Source organism: Ideonella dechloratans (assembly GCF_021049305.1).
GTDB classification, from domain to species: Bacteria; Pseudomonadota; Gammaproteobacteria; order Burkholderiales; family Burkholderiaceae_C; genus Ideonella; species Ideonella dechloratans.
Map to the genome: position 1 here is coordinate 147,634 of NZ_CP088081.1, position 19,681 is coordinate 167,314.

The following is a 19,681-nucleotide window of genomic DNA, read 5'->3' on the forward strand; positions in this document are numbered from 1 at the left end:
ACGCCCGGAGATCTGCCGCGGATGGATGTCTTCGACCCCCAGCACGCCGATGAACAGGCCGCCCTGCTGGCCCTGCACGCGCTGGGCTCCTTCGCCGCGGCCGGGCGGGTGCTGCAGCGCCACCCCTCGGTGCTGTCGCGCCGCCTGAGCGCGCTGGAGGCCCGCCTGGGCGTGCGCCTGGTCGAGCGCTCCACCCGCCAGCTGCGCTTCACCGATGCCGGGCAGCGCCTGGTCGAGCGCCTGCAGCAGGCCCGGCAACTGCTGGAGGAGGCCGAGCAGGAAGCCCGTCAGACCGCGCGGGAGGTGCGCGGGCGGCTGCGTCTGGCGCTGCCCGCGGCCATGGGGCGACGCCTGCTCAGTCCCATGATCGCGGCCTTCGGGCTGGCCCACCCGGAGGTGACGCTGGAGGTCGAATACGGCGAACGCTTCGTCGACCTGGTGGGCGAGCGCTTCGACGCCGCGCTGCGCATCGGTGAGCTGGCCGACAGCCGGCTGGTGGCGATCAAGCTGCATGACCACGCGCGCTGGCTCGGCGCGTCGCCGGCCTACCTGGCCCGCCACGGCACGCCGGCCGAGCCGCAGGACCTGCGGCAGCACAACTGCCTGGGCTTCACCGGCCTGGCCAGCTTCCCGCAGTGGCGGCTGGAGCGAGCGGGGCAGGGGGGGGCGATGGAGGTGCCGATGCAGGTGGTGCCCGTGCGCGGCAGCCTGACCAGCAACGACAACGAGGCCCTGCTGAACGCCGCGCTGGCCGGTGTGGGCATCCTGGCGGCGGGCGATTGGCTGCTCGGCCCCGACCTGGCCGCGGGCCGGCTGCAGCGCGTGCTGCCCGGCTGGCAGCTGCGGGGCGACGGCGGCATCTACCTGGTGCGGCCCTCGGCCCAGTACACCTCGGCGGCCCTGGCCGCCTTCCGCGCCTGGGTCCAGCAGTGGTTCCAGACCCAGCCACCCTGGTGTGGCACGGCCGCACCCATCCCCGTTTCGTCGACCGATCTGTCATGAGCGCGACCACGCCTGCTTCCGTCCCTGCCGATGCTGCCGCGCAGTGGGCCTATCCCGCGCTCTTTGTGCTGCTGTGGAGCACCGGCTTCATCGGCGCCAAGTTCGGTCTGCCCGATGCCGGGCCGCTCACCTTCCTGAGCTGGCGCTACGCCGCCGTGCTGTTGCTGATGGGCGCGGTGGTGCTGTGGGCCCGTGCGCCCTGGCCGCGTGCGCCGCGGGCCTGGCTGCACATCGGCGTCTCGGGCCTGCTGGTGCACGGGGTGTACCTGGGCGGGGTGTTCACCGCCATCGGCCGCGGCCTGCCGGCCGGCCTCACCGCGCTGGTGGTGGGCCTTCAGCCGCTGATCACCGCGCTGGGCGCCAGCCTGCTGCTGGGCGAACGGCTGCGGCCGCCGCAGTGGCTGGGCCTGGGCCTGGGGCTGGCCGGCGTGGGTCTGGTGGTGGCGCAGAAGGCCCATGCGGCGGCCGGGGCGCCCCTGCTGCCCATGCTGGCGCCGGCGGTGCTGGCGCTGCTGGGCATCACCGCCGGCACCCTGTACCAGAAGCGCTTCTGCCCCGCCTTCGACCTGCGCACCGGCGCGCTGATCCAGTTCGCGCCCTGCCTGGTGGCCACGCTGGCGCTGGCCGCGGCCACCGAAAATCTGCAGGTGCGCTGGACCGGCCACTTCGTCTTCGCCCTGGGCTGGCTGGTGCTGGTGCTCTCGCTGGGCGCGGTCAGCCTGCTCAACCTGCTGATCCGCCGCGGCAGCGCCGTGCATGTGGCCAGCCTGTTCTACCTCACGCCCCCCACCACCGCGCTGATCGCCTGGGCCCTGTTCGGCGAGACCCTGCATGGCCTGGCCCTGGTGGGCATGGCCCTGGCGGTGATCGGGGTGTGGCTGGTGCGGCGCTGAGCCTGCACCGTCCTGTTCACTACACTGCAACGCATGGCAAACAGACTCTCGCAGATCGCCACCCGCACCGGCGACGATGGCACCACCGGCCTGGGCGACGGCCAGCGCGTGCCCAAGCACCACGGGCGCATCGCCGCCATGGGCGACGTGGACGAGCTCAACTCCCACCTGGGCGTGCTGCTGGCCGAGCCGCTGCCGGCCGATGTGCGCGAGCTGCTGGTCGTCATCCAGCACGAGCTGTTCAACCTGGGCGGCGAGCTTTCCATTCCCGGCTACACCCTGCTCAAGGACGAGGCCGTGGCCCGGCTGGACGCTGCGCTGGCGCACTACAACGCCCAGCTGCCGCGCCTGGCCGAGTTCATCCTGCCGGCGGGCACGCGCAGCGCGGCGCTGGCCCATGTGGCCCGGGCCGTGGCCCGCCGCGCCGAGCGGGCGGTGGTGGCCCTGGCCGCGCAGGAGGCGGTGAACGAGGCCCCGCGCCTGTTCCTCAACCGCCTGTCGGACCTGCTGTTCGTGCTGGCCCGCGTGCTCAATCGGGCCAACCTCGACGGCCTGGGCGGCGACGATGTCTACTGGCGCAGCGAGCGCCTGGCGGCCCAGCAGGGCGAGACGGACGACGTTCCCGACGGCACCTGAGCTGTTTGGCGACCGCAGGCGGCGTAAGCCGGTGAAGGGTCCCGCCGGGACCCGTGACCGGAGTCTCGCGCCATGTCGCCGTCCCTGTTGTGCTTCCCCTGGCCCGCCCTGGCACTGAGCCTGGGCCTGTCCCTGCTGCCGTCCTGCGCGACAGCCCAGCCCGCTGCCGAGGCGGCCCCGACGGCATCGTCGCCGGCCGTCGCCCCCTTGCCCGTGCCCCAGGTGGCGCCGCTGGCCGCCCTGCCACCAGACGGCGTGGATGTCGAGGAGGGGCGGCGGCTCCAGGGCCTCACGCAGGTCGCCATCGCCGGCGTCGCACTGTATGTGGTGACGGAGGCCGAAGGCGGCGCCAGCGCCGGGGCCGCCCTGCACGGCGGCATGGCCACGGCCAACACCTCGCTCAAGGTGACGGGCCTGGATCCGCTGCGACTGCAGGCCCTGGCCGATCTGGCGCGGGCCCGCACCGAGGCAGCCCTGGTGGCGCGGGGCATTGCCGTCATGCCCCAGGCCCAGCTGGCGGCCCTGCCGGCCTTCGCCGAACTGCAGCAGGTGGCCGACACCGCGCCGCTGGCTTTCGATGCCCAGGGTGGCAAGGGCCAGGCCTACAGCGCCAGTGGCCTGCCATTGCTGCACCGCGACGAGATGGCCTGGCTCTCCCGGGCCAGCGGCACCGGGCTGCTGGGCGCCATGACCGGCAGGTTCGAGGATGCCTATGTCGCGCTGGGTGACAAGATGTCCGGCGGCTTCAAGACCGGGCGCGTCGAGCCGGCGCTGGAGCGCCTGGGCCAACAGGCCGGCATGCCGCTGGTGCTGGTGCGGCTGGTGCTGACGGCCGCCCAGGTTCAGGGCAGTGGCAGCCGCTGGGGCTTCACCGCCGGCACCGAGACCCGCAACACCCTGCTGATGCCGGCCTGGACCAACCGCATCCTGGTGCGCCGCTCCGGGGGCGACTATGCCCGCGTGTCGCTCAAGAAGGGCTGGGCGTCCGAGGCGGGTCTGGGCGAGCTGGTGGACGTGACCACCACCGGGCAGAAGGCCGTCTCGGTGCTGACCACGGCCTTCACCCTGCTGGCTGCGGCCAATGGCGTGGGTCGCGGCGTGAGCAGCAGCAGCCAGTCCTATGAGCTGCGCAGCAGCCCCGAGGTCTTCGACGCGGTGGCCACCCCGCAGGTGGAGGCCACGCTGGCCAGCCTGACCCAGGCATTGGCGCCTTGAGTCTGCGCGTGGCGGGCCTCAGCCGCCGCCGGCCAAGTCGCGTTGCAGCCAGGCGCGCGCCAGTGCCCAGTCGCGCTTGACGGTGGCGGGCGACAAGCCCATGGCCTCGGCGATTTCCTCGATCTCCAGTCCACCGAAGAAGCGCAGTTCCACCACCTTGGCCGCGCGCGGGTCCAGGGCTTCGAAGGCCAGCAGGCTGTCGTGCACCGCCAGCACATCCCGGTCGGGCCGGTCGCTGAACTGTTCCAGGCCCGAGAGTGTCAGCGGCTCCAGTTCGGCCGCCCGCTTGTCGGCCCGGCGCGCTTCTTCGTGGTTGACCAGGATGCGCCGCATCATTGTCGAGGCCACAGCCAGGAAGTGGCCGCGGTTGCGCCAGGCGGTGCGGTTCTGTTCGGCCATGCGGAACCAGGCCTCGTGGGTCAGCGCGGTGGCGCTCAGCGTGTGGCCGGCGCGCTCCCGCCGCATGTGGCTGCGCGCCATGCGTCGCAGCTCGTCATAAAGCAGGGCGAACAGGCGCTGGCTGGCGGCGGGATCGGGCTGGTCCAGCTGCTGCAGCCACTGGGTCAGGGAAGCGTCGTCGTTGGCGGCGGCGGACATCGGGCCTGCTTGCGCAAAGTGGTGTGTGTCCGATTGTTGCCCGATGCGATGATGCGCGAAACCGGCAGACAGGGGAGGGGAGCCCGATGAGCCGCAGTGAAGAGGCCGCCCACTGGGCGACCGTGAAGGGGTGGCTGGCCCAGGCGCTGGCCTTGCCCCCGGCGCAACGCGCCGATTGGCTGGCTGCGCTGCGCGCCAGCGGCGAGGTGCCGACCGCGGTGCTGGACGAGGTGGCCAGCCTGCTGGCCCATCTGCCCACCGACGACGAGACCGGCACCGGCGCGGACCGTTGGGGGACCCCGCTGTGGGCTGGGCTGGAGGTGCAGGCCTTGGGTGATGACCGCCCATCCGCGCCCGACGACCCCTTGCTGCAGGTGGGCGAGCGCCTGGGCCCCTGGGAGGTGCTCGGCCTGCTGGGCCGGGGCGGCATGGCCGAGGTGATGCTGGCCCGCCGGGCCGATGGCGCCTGGGAAGGCGAGGCGGCCATCAAGGTGCTGCGCCGGGGCATGGATTCGGCTGCCATCCTGGCCCGCTTCGCGCTGGAGCAGCGGGCCCTGGGGCGGCTCAGCCACCCGCACATCGCCCGCCTGCTGGATGCAGGCCGCACCGCGCAGGGCCAGCCCTACTTCGTGATGGAGCGGGTGCAGGGTCTGCCGATCGACCAGGCCTGCGCGGGCCGCAGCCTGGCGCAGCGGCTGGCGCTGTTCCTGCAGCTGGCCGATGCCGTGGCCTTCGCCCACCGCCAGCTGCTGGTGCACCGCGACCTCAAGCCCAGCAATGTGCTGGTCACGCCCGAGGGCCAGGTCAAGCTGCTGGACTTCGGCATCGCCAAGGCGCTGGAACCGGGCCCGGCCGATGCCGGCCTGACCGAGGCCGGGCCGCGCCCCTTCACGCCGCACTACGCCAGCCCGGAGCAGGTGCGGGGCGAGCCCATCGGCACCGCCACCGACATCTACAGCCTGGGCGTGCAGCTCTATGTGTTGCTGACCGGGCTGCGCCCCACGGGCCGCGGCGCCACCACGCCGCAGCAGGCGGCCCGCAGCGTGCTGGAGGAAACGCCCACGCGGCCCAGCGCGCTCAGCCCGCAGGACGTGGCCGACCCGCAGTGGCTGCAGACGCGCCGCCATCTGCGTGGCGACCTCGACAACATCCTGCTCAAGACGCTGGAGAAGGCGCCCGAGCGGCGCTACCCCAGTGTGGAGGCCCTGGCGGCGGATGTGCGCGCCTATCTGGACGGCTACCCCGTCTCGGCCCGTGCGCCCGGCTGGCGCTACCGGGCGGGCAAGTTCGTCGGCCGCCACCGCCTGCCGGTGGCGCTGGCGGCGCTGGCGCTGGTGTCGCTGTGCAGCGGGCTGGGCGCCGCCCTGTGGCAGGGCCAGCAGGCCCGCCAGGCCCGTGACGAGGCCCGCGCCCAGCTGGCCGCGCTCAAGGGCATCACCACCGAGCTGGTTTTTCGCTATGGCGACACCACCACCACCCTGCCAGGCGGCCCCCAGGCCCAGGAGGCCATGCTGCGCGAAACCCTGGCTCAGCTGGAGAGCCTGTCGCGCCAGCTGCCCGGTGACCGCGACCTGCAGGCCTTGATCGCCTCCACGCTGGGCCGGCTGGCCGAGCTGCAGGGCAACCAGACCCTGGCCGCCCCCGAGCGTGCCGACGAGGCGCGGGCCACCGTGGCCCGCGCGCTGGCGCTGGGCGAGGCGCTGTGGGAGAGCCACGGCCGAGACTGGCGCTTTGCCGTCTGGCATGGTCGCACCCTGGCCATCCAGGCCCAGCTCGACCGCCTGCGGGGCGAGCCCGCTCAGGGCGTGGCGGCGTTGCAGCGGGCCATCGAGCGCATGGGCCAGGCCCTGGCCGGCGAGACCAGCGTGCCGGGGCGGGCCCATCTGCTGGCCGTGCGCAGCGGGGCGCTGCTGCTGCGGGCCCAGCTGCACGACCAGGTGACGCTGGCCAGCCTGAACCAGCCGCAGGCCGCGCTGCGCGATTACGCCCTGGCCGAGCAGGACCTGCGCGCCATGCTGGCCGACACGGCGATGCTGGCCGAGCTGGACCGCCAGGCGGTACCGGGCGATCCGGCCACCGAGGCCTATCTGAGCCACCAGCTCGGCACCGTGCTGGGGGGGCGGGCCCTGGTGCATCTGCGGCTGGAGGACCTGCCGGCCATGCGGCGCGAGGCGGAGGCCGCGCTGGCGCTGCGGCGCGCCAACGTGATCCGCGAGCCGCGCAACCTGGGCTGGCGCGACGGCCTGATGGTGGAGGCTAACACCCTGTCCATCGCCCTGATCCGCCTGGGCGAGGCCGGCCCGGCCTTGGAGGCTGCGCGTCTGGCCTGGGAGACCGCCGCGGCCCTGGCGCGCGAGCAGGGGCCAGCCAGCAAGTGGGCCGGCGCGCCGCCTTTCCTGGCGCCGCAGTGGGGGCGGGCCCTGGCCCTCAACGGCCGCCATGCCGAGGCCTTGCCGGTCTACGACCTGGCCATCGCGCTGTGGGCCGAGCGCCTGGCGCAGGGCGCCAACCACAATGCCCAGCGCCGCCAGGCCTGGGTGGCGCTGCTCAAGGCCCGGTCGCTGGCCGCGCTGGGCCAGCGCGCGGCCGCGCTGGCCCTGGCCCAGCGGGCCGTCCAGGCGCTGCAGCCGCTGCAGGACCATCCGGAGCAGGGGCGGGATGCCTTGCTGGCCAGCGCTGAAGGGGCGGCCCTGCTGGCCCAGCTGCAGCCCGCCCAGGCGGCCGTCTGGCGGCAGCAGGGCCTGCTGGCGCTGGCGCGCGCCCAGGCACTGCGGCCGTTGGCTGAAGACCACCAGGTCCTGCGCCAGAAGCTCTCCGTTGGGGGACTGCAGAACCTGCGCCGACCGTGAGCCGTAAGGCCCGGGCTTCCGGCGTAAGCAGGGGAGAGGTCGACCGGCCGTGGTGGTCGGCACCTTGGCAACCCCGCTTCACAGGAGTCCCCCATGTCCGTTTCGAAGATCCGTCGCCTCGCCACAGCTGCCCGGGCTGCAGCCACGGGCTGCGCCATCTGCTCCGCCGCGCTGCTGAGTGCCTGCGGTGGTGGCAGCGATGACCCGGCCACCGATGGTGGTGGCACAGGCACCACGCCGCTGACCTTGAGCTGCAACACCGCGGCCTACCAGGCAGGTGCGGTGGCGTTGCCCACGGCCGACCAACTGGCCGCCTACGCGGGCACCTTCCAGGTGACCGAGGGCCACTACGATGCGGCCTACAACTTCGTCGCCAGCGGCAGCGGCACCCTGGTGATCGCACCCAACGGGGCGGTCACCTACCAGGGCACGGCCTACACCCCCAGCTCGGCCTGTATGGACGCGGCGGTGGGCCCGTACGGCCAGCTGCTCTACCTGTTCGTGGGGCAGGGCCATCTGGAGATCGCCACGGCACCGCAGGCCGGTCTGGGCCAGGCCTGGGGCTCCTCGCCCGTGGATGGCACGACCATCCTCACCAACGGGACGAAGTGAGGCGAGGCGCAGCTCAGGGGGCTCAGCGGGCCCGGCGGGCCTTCACCGCGTCGCTGAGCACCTTGAGCATGCCCACCGAGTCGTCCCAGCCGATGCAGGCGTCAGTGATGCTCTGGCCGTAGCACAGCGCGCGCGGGTCGTCCTTGCCGGGGCTGAACTTCTGCGCGCCAGCCACCAGGTTGCTTTCCACCATCACGCCGAAGATCTGGCGGCTGCCGCCGGCCAGCTGGGCGGCGATGTCGCGGGCCACATCCAGCTGGCGCTGGTGCTGCTTGCTGGAGTTGGCGTGGCTGCAGTCCACCATCAGGCTGGGGTGGAGCTTGGCGGCTTCCAGCTCGGCGCAGGCCGCACCCACATGTTCGGCGTCGTAGTTGGGCGTCTTGCCGCCGCGCAGGATGACGTGGCAGTCCTTGTTGCCGCCGGTGCGCACGATGGCGACTTGGCCGTTCTTGTGCACCGACAGGAAGTGGTGCGGCCGGCTGGCGGCCTGGATGGCGTCAAAGGCGATGCGCAGGTTGCCGTCGGTGCCGTTCTTGAAGCCGATGGGGGCCGAAAGTCCCGAGGCCAGCTCGCGGTGGACCTGGCTTTCGGTGGTGCGCGCGCCGATGGCGCCCCAGGAGATCAGGTCGCCGATGTACTGCGGGCTGATGGTGTCCAGGAATTCGCTGGCCGCCGGCACGCCCAGGCGGTTGATCTCCAGCAGCAACTGGCGGGCGATGCGCAGGCCCTCGTCGATGCGGAAGCTCTGGTCCAGGTAGGGGTCGTTGATCAGGCCCTTCCAGCCCACCGTGGTGCGCGGCTTCTCGAAGTACACGCGCATCACGATCTCCAGCGTGTCCTTGTACTCCTCGCGCAGGTCCTTCAGTCGGCGGGCGTAGTCCACCGCGGCGGCCGGATCGTGGATCGAGCAGGGCCCGATGATGACCAGCAGGCGGTCGTCCTTGCCGGTCATGATGTCGCGCACCGCATGGCGGGTGTGCTTGACCAGCTTTTCGACCGGCGTGCCCGCGATGGGGAAGAAGCGGATCAGGTGCTCGGGCGGCGGCAAGGGAATGACCTCCTGGATGCGCTCGTCGTCCGCCTCGCTGGTGCGGTTGCTGGGGACCAGGGCGCGTGCGTCGATGGGTGTGGTGGCTTTGGCGTTCATCGGGGTTGCTTGCAGTGGGCCAGGACCGGCGAAAAAAAAACCGCCGGGGGTTCCGGCGGTTTTCTGGGAGATTCGCGTGGGGTTCAGGTGCGCGCGTTTGCCTCTCCAGCCGCCAGACGGGGCGAGAACCAGTAAAAGGCAAAGAAAAATCGTTGGGCACGCATCACGAGGCCGAATGTATCACATCAAGTCGGCAGGTAGCCGTACTGTTTGCAGCCTTTCTGGCAGAGCTTGCGCACCAGGGCCTTTTCCTGCGGGGACAGCACGGACTCGTCCGCATGACTGACCTCCTTGACAGACATGCCTTCGAACCAACTCGCATCGAACGGCTCCTCCAGAAATTCGCACAGCTTGGCCAGCTCACCCATGGGGTCGGCCGTGAAATCCTCGTAGCGCACCTCGTGCATGCGCTTGGGATAGGCCCGACGCAGGGTCGTGATGTTCTCGATGGCTTCACGCCAGTAGTTGGCGGCGCCCAATGGCTCGAACTTGTTCATCACCTTGCCCAGCCGCAGGCTGGCGGCCACTTCCACCGGATTGCGCACGATGTGGACGAAGCGAACTTCTTTCCAGTCGCCCAGCATGCCGGCGCCGTAGACGTTCTGCGGGGTCTTCTCGAACCAGCGTGTGGCGCCAGGCTTGTTCTTGGCGATGTAGAGGGCCATGTAGCGGTCGCAGAGGTCGCGACGGGTGGTCGACTTGGCAAGGATGTCGGCGAACTCGGCTTCGCTGATCCCGTCCATCTCCCGGTGCTTCCGCAACACCGGGTTGGTCTGGACGATGCGAGCGTAGGCGGCCGAGCCGAAGGGTTCTGGCCAGCGGTAAAAGTGGGTCTCCTCCGGACAAGCCAGATGGGGATGACAGCGCAGCAGATTCCTCAGCATCGTGGTGCCGGAGCGCACGCAGCCGATGACGAAGAACGGGGCGGGCCGGCGGGGTTGGGAGCCGGCGGGGGATTCGGAGGGTTCTGCAGCGTTCATGCGGGGAGGCTCGCGAATGACAGTGGAACTGGGCAGAGGTGATGATAAGTGGCCCCCCTTGGGGGTGGCGCCGGGGCGGGCGGCACGGCAACATCGCTGTTTCCAAGTTTTTCCGGGATGTGAATGCGATGAAGCGCAGAACTGTGCTGCAACTGGCGGGGTTGAGCTCCACCCTGATGGGATGCGGAGGAGGCTCTTCGGGGACGGATCCGGCACCTGCTCCGGCGCCAACGCCGACACCTGATCGACCCAACATCCTGGTCATCGCGCTCGACGACCTCAACAACTGGGTGGGCTATCTGGGAGGGCATCCTCAGGTCAAGACACCGGCCATCGACGCCTTGGCGGGGCAGTCCTTTGCATTCATGAAGGCCTTCAGCAACGCCACCGAGTGCTCCCCATCCCGCGCCAGCGTGCTCAGTGGTCTGTCGGTGCAAAACACCCACGTCTATGACAACACGGCGACCTTCAAGGGCATCAATCCCGGGAAGGACCAGTTCGAGGACATGCTCAAGCGCTCGGGCTACCAGGTCACCCGATACGGAAAGATCGACCACACGTACTCGAGCTATCCCTTGCCCATGCCGCCCAGCCAGCCGGTCGCAAACAAGACTTGCCCGGCCCCGCTCGGGGAAGGATCCTTTGACTGGTGGCCCTCCACGGCCGCGGATGACCAGCACCCCGACTACCGATACACCCAGAGCGGTATCGATTTTCTCAACAGCTACGACAGCAGCGCGCCGTTCTGCCTGTCCGTTGGCTTGGTCCATACCCATGTGGCCTGGTATGTGCCGCAGCGCTTCTTCGACATGTATCCCAAGCAGGGGCTGCAGCTGCCGTCACCGCCGGCCGACGATCTCGACGATCTGGGGCCTGCCGGGCGGTCGGTGGCGCTGCAGTACAACTTCCATCAGTGCGTCACAGGCCAGGGCTTGTGGGCCGATGCCGTGCAAGCCTATCTGGCCAGCATTTCTTGGGCGGACAGCCAGATCGGTCGGCTGCTGACAGCGCTGGCCAACAGTCGTCACGCCGACAACACCATCGTGGTGCTGTGGAGCGACCACGGCTTCCACCTGGGTGAGAAGTTCCACTGGCACAAGCTGGCCTTGTGGGACCCGGGTGTCCATGTGCCCTTCATCGTCCGACTGCCGGGGCAGACGGTCGCTCACAAGATGAGTCAGGTGGTGGGATTGCGGGATCTTGCTCCCACTCTGTTGGACTACTGCGGGGTGAAGTCGACCTATGCCATGGACGGCCGCAGCCTGCGGCCTCTTCTGGAGAAGCCAGATCAGTCCTGGGACTATCCGGTGCTCACCACAAGACTGCAGTACGACCATGCGGTGCGCACCGCGCAGTGGCGGTACATCCGCTATCAAAGCGGCGAGCAGGAGTTGTATGACATGCAAGCCGATCCCAGCGAGCACTACAACCTGGCCAAGCAGGCCGCCTACGCGCAGACCATCGCCGACTTGGATGCCTACATGCCACCGTTGCAAGCTTCTTGACGCGGTTATCGGCACATGCCGGAGGGACTTGAGCCAGAAACACGGGGAGGTTGAGGCCGCAATTCCGTCTTAATTCCGGGGCAGGCGGACCGAAACAGGAGGGGAGCGTGGGCGAACCCGAACCACGCATCCGACTGCGAGGTTCATCATGCAACGCCCCCTCCTCTCTCTCACGTCTGGCCGGCTCCCCCGGGCGCGGCTGCTGTCCACCTTCGCGGCGGCAGCCTTGCTCGCCATGGCGGGATGCGGTGGCGGCGGTGGCTCGAGTGCGGGCACCTCATCCGGCGGCACTGAACAACCCACCGGAAACACCGGTGGCAGTTCCTCAGGGGGCACCACAACTGCACCTGCGTTGACGCTGGGCAACGACTCGTTCCTGTTCGCACCGGATGCATCCACCACACGGGCCAGCCTTGACAGCGTCGGGGGCGGGACGGCGCTCTTTGCGCGCTGGGATCCGAACAATCCGCAAACCGCCCTCAAGCCTGGCATGAAAGTGATGTTCTTCGGTGCCGGGCAAGGATGTGCCTTCGGCACCGAGGGACCGCTGACTGCGCTGACGGACAGCGCCCTGAGTTCGGTTGCCTCACTGACCGGCATGAGCGCCACGGCCACAGCGGGCATGCACTGGACGCCGTCGGGGGCGGCCACCGGCTGTGCAGACAGCGCCCAGACGCAGGCAGGCACCTCCTCGGTCTTCGTCAACGCGGCGGCATCTGCGGGTGGTGTTGCGATGTTGACCACCTCGGGTGTCCAGGCCGATGGCACCACGCCCTTCCTCGGGCCCTACGGAGCGGCCGGGCAGGATGGCAATGGGGCCAACACGGGCATTCTGGGCACGTTCGTCAATTTCCGGCAGGTCTGGAGCGCCAGCGATCCGGTGCAGCCATGGACAGGCACCGCCTCTGCGCGTCTGCGCAGTGTTCAATCGGTGGGCAGTGTCCAGACCAACGCCGGTGCGGGAGAGACCACCCAGGCCAAGCAGCAGATGATGGCAACCTTCCTCAACCTGGCGTGCGTCAATGAGGTCAAGGCCAATGGCAAGCCCTGTCAGATCCAGTATCTGTTGAACACATCCATTGTCCGTTCGGGGGTGAGCGACTGGAGCACGGTGGCTTGGTTCCAGAACGGGGGGCTCTCCTTCGACCCCGCGCAGGGCAGCATTCCGGTCATCGACGGTCCGATCAAGGCGGCCGGCAGTCAGACGGTGGACCAGGAGACCGGTCTTTCGCTGTTCACATCCCAAGGGCAAGCCACCCAGCATGGAACATTCGCGAACCAGGCGTTCGATGTGACGATCAGCTTCGATCAGCTCCTGAACGTGGTGCGCATGGTTACGGCCAAGGCCAACGGCGTGAGCGTGGCATCGGTCACCGATGCCCAACTGGCGGCGGAGTGGGGTTCGGGCTGGCAAAACCGCAGCCAATGGATCCTGCTGTCGGCTGACGTGGGGCAGGAGGTGTACAACCCCAATAACACTCGTCGGGTCGAGATCGGTGGTGGTTTCCGTCAGCTGTTTGCCGGAACCCAGCCCTGAGGCTGTGCTGCTGGCATGATGTCCCGCGGGGACGGTGGGGACACCGTCCCCGTTGTCCTTTTGGGAGTTCTCATGTCAGAAACCACGCCCCATCTGGGGGCCTTGTTGCAGGCCATGGACCTGCCTCCTGACCTGGCGGTGCACGCCCCCTTGTCTGCACAGCGACGCCTGCACACCATGCCGTTGCGGGACAGTGTCTTGGTCAAAGGGCTGCCCGCCGAGTTTGACGACAACTGCTGGCTCACCGTGGCAGACGGGGATGAGGAGCTGCCACAGGTCAAGCTGAACTTGCACGCGGGCAAGCGCCAGTATCGGGGGGTGCACCTGGCGCTGCTGTCCAAGACCGGTGCCTATAACCTGCTCCTGGGCGACGACCATGTTCGCGTCTTCGTGGGCAGCCGGACCGTGATGCGAGGCAGCATCCAACTCTTCCGCCATCCCACGCTGTTCATCGGGGATCGCTGTACGTTCGGTCATGCACGACTGATCGTGGCGAACTGCGACATGGTGATCGGCGAAGACGCACAGTTTTCGGACGAAGTGGTGATCCAGGGCAGCGACCAACACCCGATCTTCGATCTGGACAGTGGCCAACTCCTCAACGGCCAGCGCCACCATGTCAGGCTGGAGCGCCATGTCTGGGTAGGACGTCGGGCCATGCTAATGCCCGATGTCACACTGGGCGAGGGCTGTATCGTGGCTGCAGGAGCCGTGGTGACCGCTTCCGTGCCTCCGAACACCGTGGTCGGTGGCGTGCCCGCAAAAATCCTGAGAGAGCGGGTGTGTTGGGCGCGGGAGTTTCCGTCCGGCAGTGCCCTCTGATCAGCGGGGTGTCTTCAGCCCGTTGAAGAGCACGGCAGCCCTTCCAGAAGCGTCCATGTCCTGCAGCCGATAGTGTCGGCAGGAGAAGAAGTGCCCGTTCTCAGTGGGCATTTCGTGATAATCGGCCCCCAGCCGTGTGGCGTAATTGGCCTTCACGCTCTGGGGGGCGAAATGCAGCACCAGGCTGCGGCGGGTGTGCATCTGGGTGATGCGGCTTCCTCCGTGGGGCAGGTCGGCATGCCAGACCAGTACATCTCCCTTTCGGGGCAGGAAGGACTCGACCTGTATCCCCCGTTCGGCTGCGCAATCGTGCAGATGTTTGAAGTAAGTCTGATGCTGGGCCTGACCATCCTGGCTCTGAATCCAGTGCTTGCGCTCGCCCCCGAAAAGGAAGTGCGGGAAGCGGTGGCCCCCAGGGTAGTAGCAGAGCTCACCCGTGCCGGGCGCGACGTCTTCCAGGGCGATCCAGATGGCTGCCAGACCCAACGGGCGCCGAGACACCACATAGGCGGTGTCCTGATGGATCGACTGTTGTGAGCCGTATTCGAAGTAAAGGGACTGGATGGCGATGGCTGGCTCCGCGAAGGCCGCCTGCAGCAGGGCGGCCACTCGTGGTGTGAACACCGCTGCTCGCGCCGCCTCAGACACGGCGTACAGGTCGATGATGCGGTCGCCCACACCCAGTTCCTGCAACCGGGCCGGGTCGGTGTAGGCCCCCGCATTTCGAACGACATAGGGGGCGGGCTCGGTGAGCACCCGATGCGCGTCGGCCACCACCTGGTCGGCCAATTCGGGTGAGATCGCCTGCGGGATGATGGTGAACCCTCGCTCGATGAACTGGGTGAGATCACCGCGCAATTCAGGCGCCAACGCCATGCCTTCCAGACGCTGCAGGGCATCGGGTTCATCGATCCAAAGCCCCTGCAAAGCTTCAGGTCCCTGCAGAGGCAGGGGGGGCACCAAAGGGGTGGATGTCTGGAGGGATGGCGCAGGACGGGGTGATGCCCGCGTCCCCAGTCGTTTCAGCCAATCCAGCATCGCCCTGCTCCACTTTCGATTCAGTGAAGCCGGATTCTAGGGAGCGCCGCAGGGCCTGCCATCCCCAAGTGTCGGGCAGAGCTTCAGGCCGTGCCGCCCACCGTCAGGCCGTCCATGCGCAGCGTGGGCTGGCCCACCCCGACCGGCACGCTCTGGCCTTCCTTGCCGCAGGTGCCCACGCCGCTGTCCAGCGCCAGGTCGTTGCCGATCATGCTGACACGGTTCATCGCGTCCGGGCCGTTGCCGATCAGCGTGGCGCCCTTGACCGGGTACTGGATCTTGCCGTTCTCGACCCAGTAGGCTTCGGAGGCCGAGAACACGAACTTGCCGCTGGTGATGTCCACCTGGCCGCCGCCGAAATTGGTGGCGTACAGGCCGCGCTTGACCGAGGCGATGATCTCCTCGGGCGACTTGTCGCCGGCCAGCATGTAGGTGTTGGTCATGCGCGGCATCGGCACGTGGGCGTAGCTCTCGCGGCGGCCGTTGCCCGTGGGCTTCACGCCCATCAGCCGGGCGTTCAGGCGGTCCTGGATGTAGCCGCGCAGGATGCCGTCCTCGATCAGCACATTGCGCTGGCTCGGGTTGCCTTCGTCATCGATGTTGAGCGAGCCGCGGCGATCGGCGATGGTGCCGTCGTCCAGCACGGTGACGCCCTTGGACGCCACCCGCTCGCCGATGCGGCCGGAGAAGGTGGACGAGCCCTTGCGGTTGAAGTCACCCTCCAGGCCATGGCCCACGGCCTCGTGCAGCATCACGCCGGGCCAGCCCGGGCCCAGCACCACGGTCATCGGGCCGGCCGGCGCCGGGCGCGATTCGAGGTTGGTCAGGGCCGCATTGACCGCCTGGTCCACATAGCTTTCCAACTGGGCGTCCTGGAAGTAGCCCAGGCCGAAGCGCCCGCCGCCGCCGCCCGAGCCCACCTCGCGCCGGCCGTTCTGCTCGGCGATCACGGTGATGGACAGGCGCACGAGCGGCCGCACGTCGGCCGCGCGGGTGCCGTCGGCACGGGCCACCAGCACCACGTCGTATTCGGCGGCCAGGCCGGCCATGACCTGCACCACGCGCGGATCGCGCGCGCGGGCCATGCGCTCGATGCGCTCGAGCAGTTCAACCTTCTGGGTGCTGTCCAGCGTGGCGATCGGGTCCAGCGGGGCATAGAGCAGGCGGCTCTTGGCCACCTGGGTCTTGTTGCTCACCTTGACGCGACGGCTCTGACCCGAGGCGGCAATGGTGCGCACCGTGCGGGCGGCGTCCAGCAGCGCGGCCTCGGAGAGGTCGTCCGAATAGGCGAAGGCGGTCTTCTCGCCGGCAATGGCGCGCACGCCCACGCCCTGGTCGATCGAGAAGCTGCCGCTCTTGACGATGCCTTCCTCCAGGCTCCAGCCTTCGTGCCGGGTGTACTGGAAGTAGAGGTCCGCGTCGTCCACCTTGTGCTCACCGATGGTGGCCAAGGCCCGGGACAGCGTGGACTCCGTCAGTTGATAGGGGTCCAGCAGCAGGCTTTGCGCCACTGCCAGCCGTTCGAGGGTGGGTTCGCGGGAGATCATGCGATCGATTGTAGGGAGTCGGCCTGTTTACAGGTGTACACCCTTTCGGAGAGTCCGAGTCGGCGCGATCCCTATCTCGGGCGTTGAGAGAGGCACCGGGGCGTGGCATCGTGCTCCGTGATCTCAGTCCAAGGAGGAACTTCCATGATCCGCAAGACGTCCGTTCTCAGCCTGGCCGTGGCCGGCTTCATCGCCTGCGCCAGCTTCGCCGCCAGCGCACAGACCGCCACCCCGCCGGAGCGCGGTGCCAGCACCCCGCACATCAAGCTGCGTCAGCAGCGCGAGGCCGCTCGCATCAACCAGGGCGCCACCAGCGGCGAGCTGACCCAGCGCGAAACGACCCGCCTGGACAACCAGCAGCAGCACATCGACAACATGGAAACCAAGGCCGCGGCCGATGGCAGCGTGACGACCCAGGAACGTGCGCGCATCCGTTCGGCCGAGCGCCGTGCCAACCGCGACATCGCCCGCAAGACGCACAACCAGCGCGCGGCCTCGGCACCACAATAAGGTGCAGGCCGGCGGCCGGCCTCAGTCGGCCGCGGCTTCGTCGCCCGCGACGGCCTCTTGGGCCGCCTGACGCCAGGCCAGGGCCTGCTCGTACAGGGCGTTGCGCGGGGCGCCGGTCAGTTCGGCGGCCAGGGCCACGGCCTGCTTCAGGGGCAGATCCCGGGTGAGCACACGCAGGGTGCGCTCCACCTCGGGGGGCAGGCCCGGGGTCTCCTCGCCGACGGGTTCGGGCGCATGCAGCACCACGGCGAACTCGCCCTTGCGGCGTTGGGCGTCGGCTGAGAACCAGGCCGGCAGCTGCGCGGCCGGCAGGGTGTCGATCTGCTCGAACTGCTTGGTCAGCTCGCGGCAGATGGTGACCGGCCGCGTGGGCGCCAGTGCCGCCAGCCGGTCCGCCAGCGCCTCGATGCGGTGCGGTGCCTCGAACAGCACGGTGGGGCAGGGCTGGGCCAGGGCAGCCTGCAGTGCGCTGTCGCGTTCCTGCCCCTTCGCGGGCAGAAAGCCGGCGAAGTGGAAGCCCGGGCCCGCCGCCCCCACGCAGCCGGCCGCGCTCAGCGCGGTCACCACCGCGCTGGCGCCGGGCAGGGGCAGCACCCGGTGACCGGCCGCCCGCACCTGGTGGGCCAGCACCGCGCCGGGGTCGGACACCGCGGGTGTGCCGGCGTCGCTCAGGTAGGCCACCCGCTCGCCCTGGGCCAGCCGGGCCAGCACCTTCTCCGCGGCGCTCTGCTCGTTGTGCTCGTGCACGGCGATCAGCGGCTTGTCCAGGCCCAGGTGGCGCAGCAGGCCGGCGGTGACGCGGGTGTCTTCGCAGGCCACCGCGTCCACCAGCGACAGCGCATGCACCGCCCGCAGGCTGAAGTCCGCCAGATTGCCGATGGGGCTGGCCACCACATACAGGGTGGCGGCGGGATACTGCTGGCCACCGGCCGCCGCGGCAGCGGCCTGGAGCAGGGACAGGGAAGCAGAGGAAGCGCTCATGTGGTTCGGTAAGCCCCGGAAGGACCCGGCGTCGGCCCAGGCCGCCGCTCAGGCGCGCGCGGTCACCGGCCGCACGGCGGAGGATCGGGCCCTGGCGCATCTGCAGGGCCAAGGCTTGCGCCTGGTGCAGCGCAATTATCGGGTGGCGCGCGGTCCCTCCCGCCGTGGTGGAGAGATCGACCTGATCCTGCGCGAGCGCGACGGCACGCTGGTCTTCGTGGAAGTCCGGGCCCGCCAGGGCGCCGGCCACGGTGGCGCGGCGGCCAGCGTCACCTTTGCCAAGCAGCGCAGCCTGGTCTATGCCGCCCAGCACTACCTGATGCGCCTGAGCGCCGTGCCGCCCTGCCGCTTCGATGTGGTCGCCATCGACGGCGAGGCGCTGGAATGGCTGCGTGGCGCCTTCGATGCGGGTTGAGATGGCGGGAACTCCCGGCCGGCCCGGGGTTCATACCCGGGACATGCCCGCGCTTATGATCGGCGCCCATGCTTGAAGCCCGTATCCAGCACCATTTCTTCGAGACCGCCGACCTGCTGTACCAGGTGGCCGAGTCCCTGGCCCGTCCCATTGCCGAGGCCGCCCAGGCGGCCGTCGGCTGTTTGACAGCCGGTGGCAAGCTGCTGGCCTGTGGTCAGGGCACGGACGCCGACCTGGCCGCGGCCCTGTGCGGCGCCTTGACCCTGCGCTTCGAGCGCGAGCGCCCGCCCTTGGCGGCGCTGGCGCTGGGCCCCGGCCTGGGCCGCCCGCTGGCCCTGCCGCCTGCGCCGGGCCATGGCGAGGACGTCTTCGCCGCCCAGCTGCGGGCCCTGGGCCATCCCGGGGATCTGCTGGTGGTCTTCGCGGGGCTGTACAGCGACGACCCGGCGCTGCGCGCCGTGGTCCAGGCCGCCCACCAGCAGGAGATGAGCGTGGTGCTGTTCACCGGGGGCGATCCGGGGGCCTGGCCCGACCTGCTGGCCGAAACCGACGTCTGGGTGCCGGTGGCCACCGCCCGGCCTGCCCGCGTGCGGGAACTCCATCTGATGGCGACGCATGCCCTGTGCGATGCCATCGACATGCAATTGTTGGGCGAGGAATCGCCCGCCTGAGGCGCCTGTTTCCCGGGCGCTTCCTTTCAGGACCGATGATGAAGAACACCAGCCGTATCGTGACCCTGGCCAGCCTGCTGGCCGCCACCCAACTGCTCAGCGCCTGTGCGCCCCTGCTGATCGGCGGCGCCGCCGTGGGCGGGGCCCTGATGTACACCGACCGCCGCACCTCCGGCGCCCAGGTCGAGGATGAGGCCATCGAGGCCAAGTCCTACAACCGCATCCGCCAGGCCATCGGCGATCGCGGCCATGTCAACGTCACCAGCTACAACCGCCTGGCCCTGCTGACCGGCGAGGTGCCCAGCGAGAGCGACCGGGCTGCCGTCGTCAACGCCGTGACCGGCGTGGAGAACCTGCGCTCCGTGACCAACGAGATCGCGGTGATGCCCAACAGCTCGCTGACCTCGCGCTCCAGCGACGCCATCGTGACCAGCAAGGTCAAGGCCACGCTGTTCGATGCCAAGGACGTGCAGGGCAACGCCTTCAAGGTGGTGACCGAGCGCGGCACCGTCTACCTGATGGGCGTGGTGACCGAGCGTGAGCTGAACCGGGCCACCGAGCTGGCCCGCTCGATCAGCGGCGTCGACAAGGTCGTGCGCGTGGCCGAGGTGGTGAGCGAAGAGCAGCTCAAGGCGCTGCAGCCTGCGCCGGCGCCTGCCGCCTCCGCGGCCCGCTGATGTTCCTGGCGGACGGCCCACCGTGGGCCGTTTGCTGGGCCGTTTGT

Annotated in this window: 19 protein-coding genes; 13 read left to right on the forward strand and 6 right to left on the reverse strand. The window is 69.5% G+C overall.

Annotation, left to right across the window (positions count from 1 at the left end):
* The first annotated feature begins 21 nt into the window (after positions 1-21).
* From LRM40_RS00700 to LRM40_RS00715, 4 genes are all read left to right on the forward strand, one after another.
* Complete coding sequence (locus tag LRM40_RS00700; protein ID WP_151122500.1) at positions 22-1,002, forward strand: LysR family transcriptional regulator; 981 nt, start codon at positions 22-24, stop codon at positions 1,000-1,002.
* Positions 999-1,895: a DMT family transporter gene (locus tag LRM40_RS00705; protein WP_151122501.1), complete on the forward strand. Its 897-nt coding sequence runs from the start codon at positions 999-1,001 to the stop codon at positions 1,893-1,895. Before LRM40_RS00700 ends, LRM40_RS00705 begins: the two co-directional genes overlap by 4 nt.
* A gap of 33 nt (positions 1,896-1,928) precedes the next feature.
* Complete coding sequence (locus tag LRM40_RS00710; RefSeq protein ID WP_151122502.1) at positions 1,929-2,531, forward strand: cob(I)yrinic acid a,c-diamide adenosyltransferase; 603 nt, start codon at positions 1,929-1,931, stop codon at positions 2,529-2,531.
* Between the two features lie 72 nt (positions 2,532-2,603).
* Positions 2,604-3,746 (forward strand): hypothetical protein, encoded by a 1,143-nt coding sequence (locus tag LRM40_RS00715; protein ID WP_151122503.1) that lies wholly within the window; start codon positions 2,604-2,606, stop codon positions 3,744-3,746.
* Positions 3,747-3,764: 18 nt separating this feature from the next.
* Here the strand turns inward: LRM40_RS00715 and LRM40_RS00720 are convergent, their stop codons facing one another.
* Complete coding sequence (locus tag LRM40_RS00720; protein ID WP_151122504.1) at positions 3,765-4,343, reverse strand: ECF-type sigma factor; 579 nt, start codon at positions 4,341-4,343, stop codon at positions 3,765-3,767.
* Between the two features lie 86 nt (positions 4,344-4,429).
* On the opposite strand from LRM40_RS00720, the gene LRM40_RS00725 reads away from it, so the two are divergent.
* Together LRM40_RS00725 and LRM40_RS00730 are read left to right on the forward strand one after the other, a co-directional pair.
* Positions 4,430-7,192 (forward strand): serine/threonine-protein kinase, encoded by a 2,763-nt coding sequence (locus LRM40_RS00725; protein WP_151122505.1) that lies wholly within the window; start codon positions 4,430-4,432, stop codon positions 7,190-7,192.
* Positions 7,193-7,285: 93 nt separating this feature from the next.
* Positions 7,286-7,804, forward strand: coding sequence for a hypothetical protein (locus LRM40_RS00730; protein WP_151122506.1), 519 nt, complete (start codon positions 7,286-7,288; stop codon positions 7,802-7,804).
* A gap of 22 nt (positions 7,805-7,826) precedes the next feature.
* On the opposite strand, the gene LRM40_RS00735 is transcribed toward LRM40_RS00730, so the two are convergent.
* The gene (locus tag LRM40_RS00735; protein WP_151122507.1) at positions 7,827-8,951 is read right to left on the reverse strand and encodes a 3-deoxy-7-phosphoheptulonate synthase; all 1,125 of its coding nucleotides are present in this window, start codon (positions 8,949-8,951) and stop codon (positions 7,827-7,829) included.
* Between the two features lie 185 nt (positions 8,952-9,136).
* Entirely contained in the window at positions 9,137-9,931 is a 795-nt protein-coding gene (locus LRM40_RS00740) for a sulfotransferase family protein (RefSeq protein ID WP_151122508.1), read from the reverse strand.
* A gap of 128 nt (positions 9,932-10,059) precedes the next feature.
* On the opposite strand from LRM40_RS00740, the gene LRM40_RS00745 reads away from it, so the two are divergent.
* The 3 genes from LRM40_RS00745 (at position 10,060) to LRM40_RS00755 (ending at position 13,795) form a co-directional block, all read left to right on the forward strand.
* Positions 10,060-11,436, forward strand: coding sequence for a sulfatase (locus tag LRM40_RS00745; RefSeq protein ID WP_170288795.1), 1,377 nt, complete (start codon positions 10,060-10,062; stop codon positions 11,434-11,436).
* 148 nt (positions 11,437-11,584) lie between these two features.
* Positions 11,585-12,973 carry a hypothetical protein gene (locus LRM40_RS00750; RefSeq protein WP_151122510.1) on the forward strand — a complete coding sequence of 463 codons (1,389 nt, stop codon included), beginning with the start codon at positions 11,585-11,587 and terminating at the stop codon, positions 12,971-12,973.
* A 72-nt stretch (positions 12,974-13,045) separates the two neighbouring features.
* Positions 13,046-13,795, forward strand: coding sequence for an acyltransferase (locus LRM40_RS00755; protein ID WP_170288796.1), 750 nt, complete (start codon positions 13,046-13,048; stop codon positions 13,793-13,795).
* On the opposite strand, the gene LRM40_RS00760 is transcribed toward LRM40_RS00755, so the two are convergent.
* Together LRM40_RS00760 and tldD are read right to left on the reverse strand one after the other, a co-directional pair.
* Entirely contained in the window at positions 13,796-14,833 is a 1,038-nt protein-coding gene (locus tag LRM40_RS00760; RefSeq protein ID WP_151122512.1) for a phytanoyl-CoA dioxygenase family protein, read from the reverse strand.
* Between the two features lie 83 nt (positions 14,834-14,916).
* Entirely contained in the window at positions 14,917-16,380 is a 1,464-nt protein-coding gene (gene tldD, locus LRM40_RS00765) for a metalloprotease TldD (protein ID WP_151122513.1), read from the reverse strand.
* 144 nt (positions 16,381-16,524) lie between these two features.
* On the opposite strand from tldD, the gene LRM40_RS00770 reads away from it, so the two are divergent.
* On the forward strand, positions 16,525-16,890 hold the full coding sequence (locus LRM40_RS00770; RefSeq protein ID WP_151122514.1) for a hypothetical protein: 366 nt from the start codon (positions 16,525-16,527) through the stop codon (positions 16,888-16,890).
* Between the two features lie 21 nt (positions 16,891-16,911).
* Here the strand turns inward: LRM40_RS00770 and rsmI are convergent, their stop codons facing one another.
* Entirely contained in the window at positions 16,912-17,871 is a 960-nt protein-coding gene (rsmI, locus tag LRM40_RS00775; protein WP_151122515.1) for a 16S rRNA (cytidine(1402)-2'-O)-methyltransferase, read from the reverse strand.
* On the opposite strand from rsmI, the gene LRM40_RS00780 reads away from it, so the two are divergent.
* The 3 genes from LRM40_RS00780 to LRM40_RS00790 all read left to right on the forward strand — a co-directional run bounded on the left by LRM40_RS00780 (position 17,870) and on the right by LRM40_RS00790 (position 19,634).
* Positions 17,870-18,286: a YraN family protein gene (locus LRM40_RS00780; protein ID WP_151122516.1), complete on the forward strand. Its 417-nt coding sequence runs from the start codon at positions 17,870-17,872 to the stop codon at positions 18,284-18,286. The two genes, rsmI and LRM40_RS00780, sit on opposite strands and share 2 nt — an antisense overlap.
* Before the next feature lie 68 nt (positions 18,287-18,354).
* Positions 18,355-18,957 (forward strand): SIS domain-containing protein, encoded by a 603-nt coding sequence (locus LRM40_RS00785; RefSeq protein ID WP_151122517.1) that lies wholly within the window; start codon positions 18,355-18,357, stop codon positions 18,955-18,957.
* A 35-nt stretch (positions 18,958-18,992) separates the two neighbouring features.
* Positions 18,993-19,634 carry a BON domain-containing protein gene (locus tag LRM40_RS00790; protein WP_151122518.1) on the forward strand — a complete coding sequence of 214 codons (642 nt, stop codon included), beginning with the start codon at positions 18,993-18,995 and terminating at the stop codon, positions 19,632-19,634.
* The last annotated feature ends 47 nt before the right edge of the window (positions 19,635-19,681 follow it).